This is a genomic window from Azospirillum terrae, from assembly GCF_053470425.1.
Map to the genome: position 1 here is coordinate 1 of NZ_JBPXMR010000005.1, position 12,967 is coordinate 12,967.

At 64.8% G+C, this 12,967-nt stretch carries 17 protein-coding genes and 1 pseudogene; 6 read left to right on the forward strand and 12 right to left on the reverse strand.

What is annotated here, in order from left to right:
- Window positions 1-183: 183 nt before the first annotated feature.
- Window positions 184-975, forward strand: a pseudogene (locus ACSVDD_RS14465) (IS3 family transposase); the annotation flags it as partial.
- Between the two features lie 31 nt (window positions 976-1,006).
- Here ACSVDD_RS14465 and tnpA read toward each other — a convergent pair.
- Window positions 1,007-1,312: an IS66-like element accessory protein TnpA gene (gene tnpA / locus ACSVDD_RS14470; RefSeq protein ID WP_448190069.1), complete on the reverse strand. Its 306-nt coding sequence runs from the start codon at window positions 1,310-1,312 to the stop codon at window positions 1,007-1,009.
- Between the two features lie 193 nt (window positions 1,313-1,505).
- On the opposite strand from tnpA, the gene ACSVDD_RS14475 reads away from it, so the two are divergent.
- Window positions 1,506-1,700 (forward strand): helix-turn-helix domain-containing protein, encoded by a 195-nt coding sequence (locus ACSVDD_RS14475; RefSeq protein WP_448190070.1) that lies wholly within the window; start codon window positions 1,506-1,508, stop codon window positions 1,698-1,700.
- 87 nt (window positions 1,701-1,787) lie between these two features.
- Here the strand turns inward: ACSVDD_RS14475 and ACSVDD_RS14480 are convergent, their stop codons facing one another.
- The 6 genes from ACSVDD_RS14480 to ACSVDD_RS14505 all read right to left on the reverse strand — a co-directional run bounded on the left by ACSVDD_RS14480 (window position 1,788) and on the right by ACSVDD_RS14505 (window position 7,568).
- On the reverse strand, window positions 1,788-2,216 hold the full coding sequence (locus ACSVDD_RS14480; RefSeq protein ID WP_448190071.1) for a hypothetical protein: 429 nt from the start codon (window positions 2,214-2,216) through the stop codon (window positions 1,788-1,790).
- Window positions 2,209-4,287 carry a hypothetical protein gene (locus tag ACSVDD_RS14485; protein WP_448190072.1) on the reverse strand — a complete coding sequence of 693 codons (2,079 nt, stop codon included), beginning with the start codon at window positions 4,285-4,287 and terminating at the stop codon, window positions 2,209-2,211. Before ACSVDD_RS14485 ends, ACSVDD_RS14480 begins: the two co-directional genes overlap by 8 nt.
- The gene (locus ACSVDD_RS14490) at window positions 4,280-5,815 is read right to left on the reverse strand and encodes a site-specific integrase (protein ID WP_448190073.1); all 1,536 of its coding nucleotides are present in this window, start codon (window positions 5,813-5,815) and stop codon (window positions 4,280-4,282) included. Before ACSVDD_RS14490 ends, ACSVDD_RS14485 begins: the two co-directional genes overlap by 8 nt.
- Entirely contained in the window at window positions 5,808-7,067 is a 1,260-nt protein-coding gene (locus ACSVDD_RS14495) for a tyrosine-type recombinase/integrase (protein WP_448190074.1), read from the reverse strand. Before ACSVDD_RS14495 ends, ACSVDD_RS14490 begins: the two co-directional genes overlap by 8 nt.
- Window positions 7,068-7,220: 153 nt before the next feature.
- The gene (locus tag ACSVDD_RS14500; protein ID WP_448190075.1) at window positions 7,221-7,391 is read right to left on the reverse strand and encodes a hypothetical protein; all 171 of its coding nucleotides are present in this window, start codon (window positions 7,389-7,391) and stop codon (window positions 7,221-7,223) included.
- Between the two features lie 3 nt (window positions 7,392-7,394).
- Window positions 7,395-7,568 carry a hypothetical protein gene (locus ACSVDD_RS14505; protein WP_448190076.1) on the reverse strand — a complete coding sequence of 58 codons (174 nt, stop codon included), beginning with the start codon at window positions 7,566-7,568 and terminating at the stop codon, window positions 7,395-7,397.
- Window positions 7,569-7,621: 53 nt separating this feature from the next.
- Here ACSVDD_RS14505 and ACSVDD_RS14510 point away from each other — a divergent pair, with 53 nt between their 5' ends.
- Window positions 7,622-7,795, forward strand: coding sequence for a hypothetical protein (locus tag ACSVDD_RS14510; protein WP_448190077.1), 174 nt, complete (start codon window positions 7,622-7,624; stop codon window positions 7,793-7,795).
- Between the two features lie 82 nt (window positions 7,796-7,877).
- Here the strand turns inward: ACSVDD_RS14510 and ACSVDD_RS14515 are convergent, their stop codons facing one another.
- Together ACSVDD_RS14515 and ACSVDD_RS14520 are read right to left on the reverse strand one after the other, a co-directional pair.
- Entirely contained in the window at window positions 7,878-8,273 is a 396-nt protein-coding gene (locus tag ACSVDD_RS14515; protein WP_448190078.1) for a hypothetical protein, read from the reverse strand.
- Window positions 8,270-8,635 (reverse strand): hypothetical protein, encoded by a 366-nt coding sequence (locus ACSVDD_RS14520; protein ID WP_448190079.1) that lies wholly within the window; start codon window positions 8,633-8,635, stop codon window positions 8,270-8,272. The genes ACSVDD_RS14515 and ACSVDD_RS14520 overlap by 4 nt, the downstream gene beginning before the upstream one ends.
- Window positions 8,636-8,829: 194 nt before the next feature.
- Here ACSVDD_RS14520 and ACSVDD_RS14525 point away from each other — a divergent pair, with 194 nt between their 5' ends.
- From ACSVDD_RS14525 to ACSVDD_RS14535, 3 genes are all read left to right on the forward strand, one after another.
- A complete protein-coding gene (locus ACSVDD_RS14525) occupies window positions 8,830-9,462 on the forward strand; it encodes a S24 family peptidase (protein ID WP_448190080.1) in 633 nt (210 codons plus the stop codon).
- Between the two features lie 58 nt (window positions 9,463-9,520).
- Complete coding sequence (locus ACSVDD_RS14530) at window positions 9,521-9,817, forward strand: hypothetical protein (RefSeq protein WP_448190081.1); 297 nt, start codon at window positions 9,521-9,523, stop codon at window positions 9,815-9,817.
- 76 nt (window positions 9,818-9,893) lie between these two features.
- A complete protein-coding gene (locus tag ACSVDD_RS14535) occupies window positions 9,894-10,553 on the forward strand; it encodes a TVP38/TMEM64 family protein (RefSeq protein WP_448190082.1) in 660 nt (219 codons plus the stop codon).
- A 31-nt stretch (window positions 10,554-10,584) separates the two neighbouring features.
- Here ACSVDD_RS14535 and ACSVDD_RS14540 read toward each other — a convergent pair whose 3' ends face one another.
- From ACSVDD_RS14540 to ACSVDD_RS14550, 3 genes are read right to left on the reverse strand one after another with little or no spacing between them, the layout of a single operon-like run.
- Window positions 10,585-11,109, reverse strand: coding sequence for a hypothetical protein (locus tag ACSVDD_RS14540; protein WP_448190083.1), 525 nt, complete (start codon window positions 11,107-11,109; stop codon window positions 10,585-10,587).
- Window positions 11,110-11,162: 53 nt separating this feature from the next.
- Window positions 11,163-12,098: a DMT family transporter gene (locus ACSVDD_RS14545; protein ID WP_448190084.1), complete on the reverse strand. Its 936-nt coding sequence runs from the start codon at window positions 12,096-12,098 to the stop codon at window positions 11,163-11,165.
- On the reverse strand, window positions 12,095-12,952 hold the full coding sequence (locus tag ACSVDD_RS14550; protein ID WP_448190085.1) for a branched-chain amino acid aminotransferase: 858 nt from the start codon (window positions 12,950-12,952) through the stop codon (window positions 12,095-12,097). The genes ACSVDD_RS14545 and ACSVDD_RS14550 overlap by 4 nt, the downstream gene beginning before the upstream one ends.
- Window positions 12,953-12,967 lie beyond the last annotated feature (15 nt).

The following is a 12,967-nucleotide window of genomic DNA, read 5'->3' on the forward strand; positions in this document are numbered from 1 at the left end:
TGAAAGGGTTGAAGCGGCAAATGTACGGCCGGGCGAAGCACGACCTGCTGCGAAGCCGGGTTCTGGCCGCCGCGTGAAGTTGTCGTCCCTAAAGCCATTCCACCGAGGGCTGTTTTGCACCAAAAATGCGGAAGAACCCGTAATTGACGCTGGCCGGACTTCGAAATTGTCGTTGCACACATGCCTGCGATTCTGGCCGACGAGGATGCGCTCACCTCCGCGATTGTGCGGTTGGCCGGTCAGTATGGCCGCTACGGCTACCGGCGCATCACCGCGTTGCTGCGTCAGGAGGGCTGGCGGGTGAACCACAAGCGGGTCGAGCGGATCTGGCGCCGGGAGGGGCTGAAGGTACCCACCAAGAAGCAGCCCAAGCGGGGACGACTGTGGCTGACCGACGGCTCGTGCGTGCGTCTGCGCCCAAGCTGGCCCAACCACGTCTGGGCCGACGACTTCGTTACCGACCGCACGCACGATGGACACGATGGACGGAGCTTCCGCATGCTGACCATCATCGACGAGTTCACCCGCGAGTGCCTGGCCATCGACGTCGCCCGCCAGCTCACCTCGGATGACGTCCTGCATCGGGTGGCCGAGCTGTTCGTCCAGCGTGGCCCACCGGACTTCATCCGCTCCGACAACGGCCCGGAGTTCGCCGCCACGGCGGTACGCGACTGGCTGGCGCAGGTCGGGGTGACGACGCTGTTCATCGAGCCGGGCAGCCCGTGGGAGAACGGCTACAACGAGAGCTTCAATGGCAAGCTGCGCGACGAGCTGCTCGCGCGGGAGATCTTCTACACGTTGCACGAGGCCCAGGTGCTCATCGAGCGCTGGCGCGCCGCCTACAACACCATGCGTCCTCACAGCGCGCTTGGTTACCGCCCACCGGCGCCGGCCGCGGTGGTGCCGGCTCCTGTCCAGCCCGGCTCCGCTACGCTCCGCCGGGCTGGACAGGAGCCGCCGGGCGGTTTTGGCTAACATAGTCTCTGGTGTCCCACGTGGGGGCAGGTCACAGGCGTGTCCCGTCGGGAAAGGTGATCAAGGCGCGTGATGGCGCCGGTGAAGGCGGCGCCTCCGGGCTGGCGACCGGCGGCCCATCCAGCGTCACCGGGATCAGCTCGTTCGGGACGACGGCGCCGGGGATCCCCAGTTGCTTGCGCCACAGGTGCAGGCAGCTCTCGGCCACGCCGTGCCGACGGGCCACGTGGGTGATGACTGCCCCGGGCTCGTACGTCTCGGCCACCAACCGGGCTTTCTCTTCGGCGCTCCACCGCCGCCGCTCACCGCGGCCGGTGATGATCTCCACTCTCGACATCAAGCGAGCCTCCAATGGGGCTCCCTTGGAGCCTCCGTAGACTCGCTCTTCGCCGGTCACCTCATCTCCGGCAAGGCGGCGTTCCGTAGCTGCTTACGCACCTCCCGAACATCGTTCGATGCCAACAGGCTGGAGACCGTCCAGGTTCGAGGCGGACGCCGCCGTCACCGGCGACCCGGCCGGTTGTGGGTAATTGAAAGGCTCACCGGACGCGTACGAGGAAGTCGCCCACTGGGCGGGTATCGCGATCGGCTACCTCAGACAGCTCGAGAACGGGCGCAGAAACCCAAGCCTTCTGCTTATTGCCGCACTTTGTGGTGCGTTAAATATTCAGATGAGCGATCTTATAGAATACATCGTGATCGAGGGGCGACAGACAAAAACCTGAAATGCACCAGCTGCCGCCGCGGGTAATTATGCAAGACTCTGTTGCAAAAATGACTCCAAGCTGGCACCGATGCACAACTTGGCCATTTCAACGCGTTCCAGCCCGATCAATGGGGCGCAACGGCTGATCCAGGAATGCCTCGTCGAGATCGCGCGTGCTAGCGTTATAGGCCCACCGAGCAAACCTCTCGAGAAGAGTATCGCGCAGTTTTTCCAGCTCGTGGACTTGCCTTTGGAGCACCAAGATGCGCTGCTCCGCTTGGCTAATCTTCCGGCCGCCCATCGGAGGCGAGGGTCTTACCCTATACGCCTGGAAGGCAACCTTGATTTGCGTGTGTTTGTCGAGGGCCTGCCGCGTGTACCTAGCACCGGTTTGGTGCTCGACAGCACTGCAAAGGGTGTCCCACGTCAGGCGCCCTTCCCAGTTGCGAATGATCTCGACAATGGCTGCAATGCGTTCTTCGGTGATCGTTGGGGCGCGGCGGCGGCGTCTGCCCCTCGGACTCGCCTCAGCCATGCGTCTTCTCCTTGACGGAAGCAGGTAGCGCGGCCCGATCAGGGGATGAAAGCAGGACAATGCCGAGGGCCCGTTCATGATCCCTAACGGACTGCTCCACCAACGAGAAGCGTCCAGACTTCGAGAGGCGAATGACCGATCCATCGGGAACGTTGTCATCCGACAGGATGGTTAGCAGCTGCTCCAAACGCTGCACCGTCTCGGAATGGGCCTGCACAAACTCGTCGGCGCCGTAGTCGCATTCGAACACTGCCTTCTGGGCGATGGCGAGGTGTCGCCGCGCCGTATTAAGGGCGAGGGCAACTCGTTCGCGATGCCGGGGATCTCGACCCTTGACGCAGGTGTGCTTGGTGCAGTGCAAGCAATCCATGAACATGACGCAGGGGCCAGATGAAAAATCGTGCTCGCAGAACCCGAACTCGGTCTCATGGCCGTGGACATTCCGCTGCCGGATCTCGCCATGGGTGACCGGAGCATTGACCTTGACTGTCCTGCCACCTGAGGCCAGGGCGATGGCCCGTTCCCGGCTACGCATGCGCTCCAGCATCTCCTCGGGAGTGCGGTGGTCGTAGGCGCGGTTCTGCGCAACATCCCTCCGCCCGCTCCAAGCGGCGATCTCGAGCTCGGACAAGCCACCGATCTGGGCAAGCGTGTTGAGATAATGACGCAGCTGATGCGGACGGAGCTTGATTGGACTATCGTGAGCAGATATGCCAAGTCGATTAAATATACCTCGCCCAAGCTTGTCACTATATGCATTGAACTGATCAACAATATTATTGTATGTTAATGGAGCAACCATGCAACGCCACGCTATATTTTGCGATTTTCTGTTTGAGAACTCGTATTTGCGGCCAACCATCAGTGCTTCACTATAGCGTAGGCCTGTGGCCCTGTCGAAGACAGGGAAGTTCGGCGGCAGAAATCTCAACAAGAATTTCTCGATGTCGCGAAAACTAAAGACTTTCGTCGGCACCTTTCCGTGCCAATTCCTGTAACCGTTGGCGGAAACACCATACTTTGAGGCGGTAACGTGCCAGTTTTGCCCATGAGCAAGACCAATGATGCGTGCGATCTCTTCAGCGATGAGATCTGCGCCGCGCAGGTGTTCGCAGTCCGCTGGAAGGTAGAGATCGCCAGGATGCTCCTCGTACCAAGCGGCAATGCGACGGGCCTCGTCCGTGTGCTGTCGCAGCTTGGAAACGGCCTCTCGCGCCACGTCGGCCATGACGGAAGGAATGTCCTTGGCAAAGTCGTGGAATCCCTTGGATCCAGCCCAACGCAGCGTGGTGCCGCCTTCCGCCTCCGTCAACGGCTTGATTTCGCAGTCGTGCGGCAAGGCGAAGATCTCATTGATGCGTGATGGTGCGCAGCAGAGGAGTGCCAGCACCGACGTGGCAATGGTGTCCCTCGGCTCCGTTGCTTTCCGGAATGCTTCCGGGAGAGCGGCCAAGGCCTCCGGCGAGGGTAACCGTTGCGCTCGCTTGGCTTCCGCCTCCTTCCCGATACGCAGTATCTCGTTCTTGCCCCAACTACAGCCATGTTTCCAGTCGAGAGGAGCATGTGCGGCCAGCTTCTTTTCCTTCAGAAAGCGCGCGAGGGAGCGGAAGTGGCCGCCGCACATTGGAGCATGGTCGGAATTTTTCCGAGTCGCCAAGGCGATCGCGTGGTCGAGAATCTGGATATCGAGCCTGCATAAGTCAGGCACCAACCCCTTGTCCTGAAAAGCGGCAAGAAGGACGCGCATGGCGACCAGCTTCATGCGTGGCGGGCAGCGATTGGCGGATGTAGCGGCGCTATACCGGATATACGCCTTGATTTGGCTGGCGAACGGCTCGGGCATTGGCGGGCCGATCATCCTGTTACTCGGGCCAGGCAGCGTGAAATTAAGAAATAAACGATAAGAATATCCGCGAGAATAGTAGTGACTTGTTACATTCCATGTAGCAGAATCGAAATCAATATCACTCCCGAATGTAGTCAGTTCTTCGCGGCAGAATTTGACAAAATCTTGCATGTTACTGGACGCCACGACATCGGACCTGGGAACAAAAGCTGCAAAATCAGCCATGACTCAGCTCCTCTGCGACTGATTTCCGCTCGTAACACTGCCGTACCACCTCGGCGCATGCGACGATAGTATCATCAAGGCCCACCGCGACTTGGATCGAGCCCTCGCCGGCCATCCGTTCCCGCCTTTCGATCAGGTCATCGAGGACTGCCTCGTGCGGCCCGTCCAGCCAAGGCCGGAATAGCCTGCACGTGTAGCACGCGATAGGCTTGCCCATGCCGCAGAGACTATGTTTGCTGCACCCTCCGATATCGATTACGGCTTGGCCTATGGGGCTGACCACGTGGCGCGCGATTCCCTGCGCCGCGTCCTGGCCGCGAGGGATGAGCGTGCCTGCGAAGCGCTGTGCTAGGGGCGCAAGATGAAGTGCCAATTTCTTGTCAAGCCGCTCCAGAAGCTGACCGCGCAGTTCGATATAGATGCGCGCGCTGTCGAGGGTGCTGTGATCAAGTAGGGAAGCGATTTCGGCCAGAGACCGCCCCTCCAACGCCGCTCGGGTGCCGACTGTCCTTCTTGCCCTGGTGGCGGTGAAATTGATCGGCATGCCTGTGCGTTCGGATCGAACGCGGAGGCTTCCAATACAGCGCATGATCTGCCTCCCGATAGCACTCGGGGTCATCTGCACGGGAGCCGTGCCCTCTCCATAGAATAGAGCGGTCTTCCGCCGCGCCGGGAATAGAGGCGCCTCCTCAGGCCTTTCCATGCCGGCGGCCAACGCAATGTCGCGGACAAGCCGAGCTTGCGCCTCAATGACGATGCCGATCTCTTCTGTCAGTGGGCGGTCAGTGAACTGCGCCCGAAAGCGCCGGCCTCCTTTCGCCCTGGGGACCGCCAACACGTAAGAGATACCAGCCGAAGCGGAAACGATCTTCAGGTCTTTGAGCCAGAGCGAAGCAAATTGCTCTGGTCGCGCCCCAAGCGCGATGCTCAGAAGGCACAGGCTGTAATCGGCAATCGAAACATTTCCCTCGGCGAAGGCGACATGAAGTGCCTTGCAGATGCCGTCATATTCGAGGTCCGAGAAGGGACCCTTGTGCGGATCCCGTTGTCGCACGGCCTTACCCGCCGGATGTCTGTGCCTGCTAGCTTCCCTGGCATAAGCAAAGGCCTCATCAGAGACGCCGGGAATGCCCAGTCTTGCCCATTGACAGATGGCTTGGTGGAGGTGTGTCGTGTCGTATAAGCCTCGCGGTCCCAGCGAAGCACGGTGGTTTGCTAGGTGCGCCTGGGTAATAGTTTCGGTCCAAGGATCGTGCTCAGCAATGTGACGCAGAAGGCTCGTAATGTAGCGGTACTTTGCTTGAGCCGTTGAGGGCGCGCCGGTCCGGAGCAAGTGGACCATGAATTTCTTGAGGCTAACCAACAACAAAGATGAAGCTTCGATGCTTTGAAAATTGAAGTGAAATCGGCGCTTGGTCGTCAGAATCTGCCACTCGTCATCCCGCGGATCATATGCAATTCCATCGCTCGTTAGTGCCTGCCGGGGCAAATCGTCGACAACAGTCGGTCGTTGGATCTGACTATTCATTGGCGGTCTCCTTGCCCAACCGAGCCAGGATTTCCTGACGATGACGCATGAGGCCTCCTTGCATCGCCTTACTGTGCTCGTCGGCCATTGACTTTGTTCGGCGCTTAAGGTAGTGGGTAGGCATTGAGGAAGTCAGAGACCATCCCATTAGCCAACAACGTTCTTTGACCTCATCGTCCTCATCTAAACAGATGCCATCCGCATAGGCTGAAAAATCTTGGTTCCACTGGTGCCGCAGGACGTGCGCGCTTAGCTCGATATCTGAGAATTCTTGCCGCAGATGCTCTCGAAGTACGGCGAATACTTCTGTGATAGAAGAGAGCGAGAGCGGATTGCCGTCCTCGGAGACGAGTAGGAAGGGGTGCTTCCTGGCAGCGATGATGCTGTTGCGAGCCACCAGATACCGTTCACCAATCTCCACCATTTCTTCGTTGAGCGGCGCGAAGCGCTCAAGGGTCTTGGCGTTGGGCTGCCGCACGCGGGGATCGGCTTTGTCGTCGTGGCGGCGTCGGATTTCCAGGTAGCCACGCCCGCGATTGAAATCCCTCACCCAGGCTCCCAAGAACTCCCCCCGACGCATTCCTGTTGCGAGAAGCCAGCGAATGATGAGCCAGTTCCGCAGGCGGACGAACGGTTTCTTCCATGGATTCGACGGACTATCCGGTGCGGCAATCTCAAGCAGCCGCGCCAGTTGCTCCGCAGTGAGGCTAACCCGTCCGCGGTCGTCGATGGGATTCGGCATACGCTCCTGGATCTGCTCTAAAACGGTATCCAGTTGCACCCCGTAACCGTGGGCTACGGCCACGCTGTTCGGCGCACCGTCAGCGAGCCTCAGCCTTTGCCTAGTTCCAAGCCACTTCAGATAGTCCTTGAGGTAGTGGAGGCGGATGCGGGTCGTTTCCGGATCCACGGTCGGCACTTGCTTAACGGACGGCAACCTGCGCAGGAAACGCGTCACCTTCGCAGCCCCACCGCTCCGCCTGTGGACCCTGGCCTGTGACGGTAGCTGTACCGATAAATTGGCGAAGGGCCGAGCGGCATCTGCGGCCAAAGCGTCGAGCTCTCCGACGTCGAAGAAGGAACCGTCGCGGACGCGCTCTATCAGGTCGATGCCTCGCCGCAGGCAGAACAGGTGAAGCAGCATCGCCCCGCGCAGAGCCTGCTCCATCGTCGCTGCGCTCTTGTGACGGTGCGAAGAGATCGACCAGACCGTGGGGTCGAAGAGCGGTACGCCGGTGGCATCCACGAGCATCGGACAGCGTTCGCCGCCAGTGAAGACGGATACCATAACTCGGAACGGCGCCCGGACGCGCAACGTCGATGGCTGTCCATGCTCCATACCCCTAAAGATGGTATATGGCGGCAATCCCGTCAATAGGCGAGATAATTGAATTATTTCAATATGTTATGCGCTTCTATTTACAATAGAATACATCGTTGAGCTTTTGTAGTCATAGCAATCCTGCCAGTGCGCCTCCCAGACGGAGCGGCGCGCCTTGGCGGCGCGGAAGCGCTCGACCAGCGCCGAGGGATCGTCGGGCTTGCCGGAAACATCAGGTTTGCGAGGGTTCGCCATGGCTTATTCCCCCAGCAGGCGCTTGCGTCCGGGCACCGCGGCGTCCGGGTTGAGCACGCCGCGCCACGAGGTGGCGACCGTGCCGATGCGGCTGCGCGGGCGGCGCTGGATGGCGGCCTCGGCGGCCTTCTCCGGGTCCGCCGCGGGCGTTGCCGGAGTCGCCGCCGGTGCAGCCACGACCGGCGCCGCGGACGCGGCTGGAGCCGGGGGCGGGTCGTAGGAGGGCGGCGGTGGCGGGTTGGTCACCCACCAGGGCGGCGGCGGAGGCGGCTCCGGCGGAGGGGGCGGGGGCGGCGGTGGAGGCGGCGGTGGAGGCGGCGGTGGCGGTGGAGGCGGCTCCGGTGTGGGCGTGGGTGCCGGCGGAGGGGGCGGCGTCGGAGCCGGGGCCGGCGCCTGCGTTATGATCTGCGTCGGCGGCCGGGGGGCGGAAAACAGATTGGCCATGCGGGGATCTCCCGGTGTGGGTGGCGTGTGAAGGGGGACTAGTCAGGCGCCGGGCCGCGTCAGGCGGCGGTACAGCTGCCAGGGCGTCAGGACGAAGGGGGCGTGCAGGCCAAGCACCCGCTTGACCGCCTCCACGCAGGTGGCGGGACCCCACGGCGCCGGCCGGGTCAGGCCGCGGCGCAGGCGCGCCGGCACCACGGTCAGCCCCAGGCCGCGGAACCAATCCGGCAGGTCGTAGCCGGCGGGCAGGTCCAGCACCGCCACGTCGGTGAACGGCGCCAGAGGATCGACCACCACCCAGTGGCGGCCGTCGTTCAGCGCCACGAAGCAGTGGCGGAAACCGGGGCGCAGCACGCGCAGCCACCACAGCTCGGCTCGGCCGCAGAAGACGACCCAGGCGCGCGGCGGCGCCGTGTCGGAAGCGGGCGCGCCGCTCATTGAACGATGCCCTTGTCGCGCAGCAGCGGGCCGATGTGATCGAACGCCTCGCGCCACAGGACGCTGGCGCGCTGCTCGCGGAAGCGGTCGGGATCGGGCGGCATCGAGCGGCGGCCGTAGTGGACCAGCACGTGCAGGTGGTCCCGCGCCAGGCAGCGCTGGCGGTACAGCCGGTCCACCGCGCGCATCACGTCGAACGGCTCGCACGGGCGCTGAACCAGACCGAGCCCGGCGGCGCAGCGGGCGCCCTCGGCCCGCGCCTCCTGGGCCTGGACCGACCAGAACCACGCCTCCTCGGCGCTGCCGAAGGGAACGCCGGGAGCGTCGCCGGTACGGGGGGCATAAATGCGCTCGCGAGCCATCGGAAACACCTCTTGGGATTGCGCGCCGCGCCTGTCGGGGTGGGGTCCCGCTCGCGGTTTCCGAGCGGCCCACCCCCGGGCTCGCGGCGGAGTGGAACGGACGTTCCTGTTATGTTCGGTTTATATTCCTCAGTCAAGTTATTTGTGAATATGATCCTAGGGACTGAGGGGCCGGATTGTGAGACTATGGTCCCATGTTGAAGCATTCGGATATCTGGCGGGCGCTTGATCGCCTGGCCGTGCAGAACGGGCTGTCGGCATCGGGCTTGGCGAAGCGCGCCGGCCTGGATCCGACCACGTTCAACAAGAGCAAGCGGACCAGCAGCGACGGCAAGCTGCGCTGGCCCTCCACCGAAAGCATCGCCAAGGTGCTGGAGGCGACGAGCGCCTCGCTGGGCGAGTTCGTCAGCCTGATCGGCGAGGCGTCGGGGCCGGGCGCCGTGCAGCGCGTGCCGGTGATCGGCTATGCGCAGGCAGGCAGCGCCGGCTATTTCGACGACGCCGGCTACCCCGTGGGCTCGGGGTGGGACGAGCTGCTGTTCCCCAGCCTGGGCGATCCGCACGCCTACGCGCTGGAGGTGTCGGGCGAGAGCATGGAGCCGGTGTACCGCGACGGCGACACCGTCATTGTCTCGCCCGCGGCGCAGATCCGCCGCGGCGACCGTGTGGTCGTGCGCACCAAGGACGGCGAGGTGATGGCCAAGCAGCTGGTGCGCGAGAGCGCCAACAAGGTCGAGCTGCTGTCCATCAACCGCGCCCACCCCGACCGCTCGATCCCGCGCAGCGAGATCGCCTGGATGGCCCGCATCGTCTGGGCCAGCCAGTAAAGTCGTCCTAGGACACAATTCCTTGACAGGACCGCCATGCGCGCGCACAGTCGCACGCATGGCGCGCATTTTCTTCCCTCCGGCCACGCTCGACGATTTGCACCGCCGCCACGACGGCCCGCCCCCGGCGCACGCCGTCCGGGTGGCGGAATTGGGCGGCCGGCTCAGGGCCGATGATCGGGCGCGCGACGCCGCGTACCACCACCACCAGCGCCTCGCCGCCGACGCCCGCCTGGGCGCGGCCCGGCGGCGCTCCGCCCTTCCCGGCCTTGCCGTGATCGAAGATTCGTGGCTGGCCCGTTTGGCCGCGGCGCTGGCGCATCACCGGCACGCGGCGGAGCGCCGTTCGGATTAGGCGGCACCACTTGCCCCTTTGCGCCGCACGGGCGGCGATGCCATCCTTCCGGGCGCATCCTGTGCGGCACGCCGTCATGACGCTTCGCAAGACTCTCCTGACGGCCGGCGCGGCCGGTCTGGCGGCGCTCGCCGTGCTGGCGTGGCCCTGGCTGCGGACCCTCGACCTGAGCGTCCTGACCGCCCCGGCGGACCGCATCGAGGACGCGATCCTATCCTGGGGCGCCTGGGGGCCGGCCGCTTCGGTGGGGCTGATGGTGGTTCATTCGGTCCTGCCCTTCCCCGCCGAAATGCTGGCCGTCGCCAACGGCATGCTGTTCGGGCTGGCGGTGGGAACCGCGCTCACCTGGAGCGGCGCCATGCTCGGCGCGCTGGTGGCGTTCGCGCTGGCGCGCTGGTTGGGGCAAGGGGTCGTCCGGCCGCTGGTCGGCGAGCGGAACTGGCGGACCATCGATTCCTGGACGGACCGCACCGGAGCCGGCGGGCTGATCCTGGCGCGGCTGATTCCGGTGATCTCGTTCAACCTGATCAACTACGCCGCCGGGTTGGCCGGCGTCGGCTGGTGGACCTTCATCTGGACCACCGCCGTGGGCATCCTGCCCCTCACCATCGCCAGCGTTCTGGTCGGCAGCCACATGATCGCGCTGCCGTGGCCCGTTCTGACGCTGGCCGCCGCGACCGCGGCCGGCCTGTTCGCGCTGCATTGGCGCCGCCGACGCAGCGGCGGAACGGGATGAGCCACAAGGCCGCCCCGTTCCAATGGACGCCTCAACTCTCCGCGGTTTCCGGCGCGACAGCCTTCTTGGCCGGAGCTTTCGGCTTCGGCGCCTTCACCACAGCCGGCTTAACCGCCGCCTTGGCCACCAACGGCTTCGCCGGCTTGACCTCCTCGGACTTCACCGCCTTGGCGGCGTGACGGACCTTCCCCTTTGAAAAACCGGCCTTGCGCATGGCCTTCTTCAGCTCCTCCCAGGCGCCGCGGATCTCGGTGGCGAAGGCCAGCGCCTTGTCGTCCTGGTGGGCGTGAAAGTACTCCGCCGCCTTGCGCATCTGGTCGGGCAGCGTTTCGGCACCGGCGCGCACCGAGGCGCTGCGATGGTTTTCCTGCCGGCCGTCGAGGTAGGTGGCGACCTCCGCCAGTTCCTCGGCCGTGCAGGCGGCGCGCAGCGCGTCGGTAACGGCGGGAGCGGACTTGTCCAGCTTGCCGAGCATTTCCGAGCGGCCGCGCTTCAGCTCGGGGTCGTAGGTGGTGCGGATCACCTGGATCACGCGGCGGCGTTCACGGAACTGCATGGCCGTATTCCTTCTCGAAACCGGCCATAGCATGCCCAGACATCGGCCGCATATCAAGCCCGCTTTTGGGCCGCATAGGGGCCTGCCGGGGTCGGCGCAGCCTTCCGATTGACCAGATTGATCCCCGCAGCCACCAGCAGCAGCGCCGCCACCAGCGCCGGGGTGATGGGTTCCGACAGGATCAGCCCGCCGGCCAGCACACCGAACAGCGGCGTCAGGAACGAGAACGCCGCCAGCCGCGACGCCGGGTAGCGGGTGATCAGCCAGAACCACGTCAGATAGCTGGCGAACGCCACCACCACCGTCTGGTAGGCAAGGTTCGCCACCAGCGCCGGCGTGAGATCGACGATTCCCGGCTCCCCCGCCACCAGCGACGCCACCGGCAACACCAGCGCCGAGATGCCGAGCTGGTAGAACAGCGTCTTGGCCGCAGGCACCTTGATCAGCCGCGTGGCGCGGATCACCACCGTGGTCGCCGCCCACAGCACGCCGGCCAGCAGGATCATCAAGTCTCCGGTCAGCTCCCGCCACGTCGGCAGCCGCAACGCGTCGGTGAACGCCACCGCCACGCCGACGAAGGCGCACACCAGCCCCAACGCCTGGATGCGCGTCAGCCGCTCGCCCGGCACAGTCAGGTGCAGGCCGATGGCCGTCCAGAACGGGGCGGCATACAGCAGCAGCACGCCGCGCGACGCGCTGGTGTAGACCAGCGCCGTGTAGATCAGCAGGAACTCCGCGGCGAACAGCAGCCCGGCGGCGAGGCCCGGCCACAACGCGCCGTCGCGCGCGAACAGCCTCTGCCCGCGCCACGCCGACCACGCCCACAGCAGCAGCACCGCCCCGGCCGAGCGCAATCCGGCCTGGAGGATCGGCGAGACGCCCGCGTTGGCGACCTTGATCGCGACCTGCTGCAAGCCCCACAGGGCGCACAGCAGGACCATGCACCCGACCGCCGTGGCGTCCAGGTGCGACCGGCGTTCCAAAGTCACGAGTGCGCGAACTCCCAATACAGCGCACGGGCGCGCCGGGCGACCGGGCCGGGCGGAAGATCGCGGCTCTCGACGCGGGTCACCGGCACCACCTTGGAGTAATTGCCGGTCGAGAACACCTCGTCGGCGTCCATGATCTCCGCGAAGGTCAGCGTGCGCTCATACACCGTCACGCCCGAGTCGCGCAGCAGGCCGATGACGCGCTGGCGGGTGATGCCGTTGAGGAAGGTGCCGTTGGGCACCGGCGTGTGGGCGGCGCCGTCCTTGGCGATGAACAGGTTGGCGGTGGCGAACTCGGCGACGTTGCCGATGGGGTCCAGCATGATCGCGTTGTCGAAGCCGCGCTCGCGCGCTTCCTTCAGGGCCAGCCCGGCGTTCGGATAGAGGCAGGCGGCCTTGGCCTCGGTCGGCGCGCTGGCCGGCGTCGGGCGGCGGCGGGTCGACAGGCAGGCGGTGAAGCCCGAGGCGGGCGGCATCGGCGATTCGTTGATGGTCAGCGCGAACTGCGTGCTGTCCGGGTCCGGCGCCACGAAGCCGTCCTCGGCCCAGAACATCGGGCGGATGTAGAGCGCCACGTCCTTGGGAAACCGCCGGATGCCGTCCCAGCACAGTTCCTCGATCTCACCGCCGGTCAGCATGGGCGCCAGCCCCATGGCCAGCGCCGAGCGCACGGAGCGGGCGCAGTGCAGGCCGAGGTCCGGGGCCACCCCCTCGAACGCGCGGGCGCCGTCGAAGACCAGCGAGGCCAGCCACATGGCGTGGCTCATCGGTCCGATCAGACCGGGGTTGCCCTCCAGCCACTCGCCCTTGACGTAGGTGAGCGCGCTGCTCGTTCCGGTGCCGTGCCCGGCCATGATGTTCCCTCCCTC

Bases quoted from the DNA above. Each gene is read 5' to 3' on its own strand.
- tnpA (WP_448190069.1), bottom strand. From the start codon at position 1,312: ATGTCGAGAGTGGAGATCATCACCGGCCGCGGTGAGCGGCGGCGGTGG.
- ACSVDD_RS14480 (WP_448190071.1), bottom strand. From the start codon at position 2,216: ATGGCTGAGGCGAGTCCGAGGGGCAGACGCCGCCGCCGCGCCCCAACG.
- ACSVDD_RS14485 (WP_448190072.1), bottom strand. From the start codon at position 4,287: ATGGCTGATTTTGCAGCTTTTGTTCCCAGGTCCGATGTCGTGGCGTCC.
- ACSVDD_RS14490 (WP_448190073.1), bottom strand. From the start codon at position 5,815: ATGAATAGTCAGATCCAACGACCGACTGTTGTCGACGATTTGCCCCGG.
- ACSVDD_RS14495 (WP_448190074.1), bottom strand. From the start codon at position 7,067: ATGCTCGTGGATGCCACCGGCGTACCGCTCTTCGACCCCACGGTCTGG.
- ACSVDD_RS14500 (WP_448190075.1), bottom strand. From the start codon at position 7,391: ATGGCGAACCCTCGCAAACCTGATGTTTCCGGCAAGCCCGACGATCCC.
- ACSVDD_RS14515 (WP_448190078.1), bottom strand. From the start codon at position 8,273: ATGAGCGGCGCGCCCGCTTCCGACACGGCGCCGCCGCGCGCCTGGGTC.
- ACSVDD_RS14520 (WP_448190079.1), bottom strand. From the start codon at position 8,635: ATGGCTCGCGAGCGCATTTATGCCCCCCGTACCGGCGACGCTCCCGGC.
- ACSVDD_RS14525 (WP_448190080.1), top strand. From the start codon at position 8,830: ATGTTGAAGCATTCGGATATCTGGCGGGCGCTTGATCGCCTGGCCGTG.
- ACSVDD_RS14530 (WP_448190081.1), top strand. From the start codon at position 9,521: ATGGCGCGCATTTTCTTCCCTCCGGCCACGCTCGACGATTTGCACCGC.
- ACSVDD_RS14535 (WP_448190082.1), top strand. From the start codon at position 9,894: ATGACGCTTCGCAAGACTCTCCTGACGGCCGGCGCGGCCGGTCTGGCG.
- ACSVDD_RS14540 (WP_448190083.1), bottom strand. From the start codon at position 11,109: ATGCAGTTCCGTGAACGCCGCCGCGTGATCCAGGTGATCCGCACCACC.
- ACSVDD_RS14550 (WP_448190085.1), bottom strand. From the start codon at position 12,952: ATGGCCGGGCACGGCACCGGAACGAGCAGCGCGCTCACCTACGTCAAG.